The organism is Mesorhizobium tamadayense (assembly GCF_003863365.1).
Taxonomy (GTDB): domain Bacteria; phylum Pseudomonadota; class Alphaproteobacteria; order Rhizobiales; family Rhizobiaceae; genus Mesorhizobium; species Mesorhizobium tamadayense.
Window position 1 is genome coordinate 1 of sequence record NZ_RQXT01000196.1, and the last position, 716, is coordinate 716.

Annotated in this window: 1 protein-coding gene; it reads left to right on the plus strand. The window is 55.4% G+C overall.

Features of this window, described 5'->3' with window-relative positions; all coding sequences use genetic code 11:
• Positions 1–127 precede the first annotated feature (127 nt).
• On the plus strand, positions 128–716 hold a 589-nt coding region (locus tag EH240_RS37210), incomplete at its 3' end, for a bifunctional 5,10-methylenetetrahydrofolate dehydrogenase/5,10-methenyltetrahydrofolate cyclohydrolase (protein ID WP_281035205.1).

Sequence of the window (716 nt, forward strand, 5' to 3'; positions counted from 1 at the left end):
ATCTATTCTCGGTTGAGATAGACTAATTGTCCCTCGGTCCGCAGGGATTTCCATCGCAGCCGCGCTGGGGTGTACCCGCACGGCGTCCAGCATTCTTCGACGCCCGCGACGACCGAAAGGCAAAATCATGACCGTTGGCATTCAACCCAGCAAGCTCATCGACGGAAAAGCAGCCGCAAACACCCTTACCACGGAAATTGCCGCCGATGTAGCTGCGCTGAGATCGGCAACCGGGAAAGTGCCGGGCTTGGCAGTGATCTTGGTGGGAGAAGACCCAGCGAGTGCTGTCTATGTCGCATCCAAACACCGTCAGACGCTTGCGGTTGGTATGGCGTCCTTTGAACGCAAACTTCCAGCCGACACCAATCAGGACGACCTGTTGTCAATCGTTAATGAATTGAATCAGGACCCTTCTGTGCATGGCATTTTGGTACAGCTACCATTGCCGTCTCAGATCGATCCGAACATGGTTCTCAACGCGATTGATCCGACCAAAGACGTCGACGGGTTTCATATCCAGAATGCCGGCAGGCTGGCGACCGGCCAAGAAGGGTTCGTTCCGTGCACTCCTCGCGGCTCCCTATTGCTCCTGAAGCAGCGTCTCGGCGATTTAGCTGGTCTCCACGCGATCATAGTTGGACGAAGCAATATCGTCGGCAAACCAATGGCCCAGCTGTTGCTGGCTGAGAATTGCACCGTAACAGTCGCTCATTCGC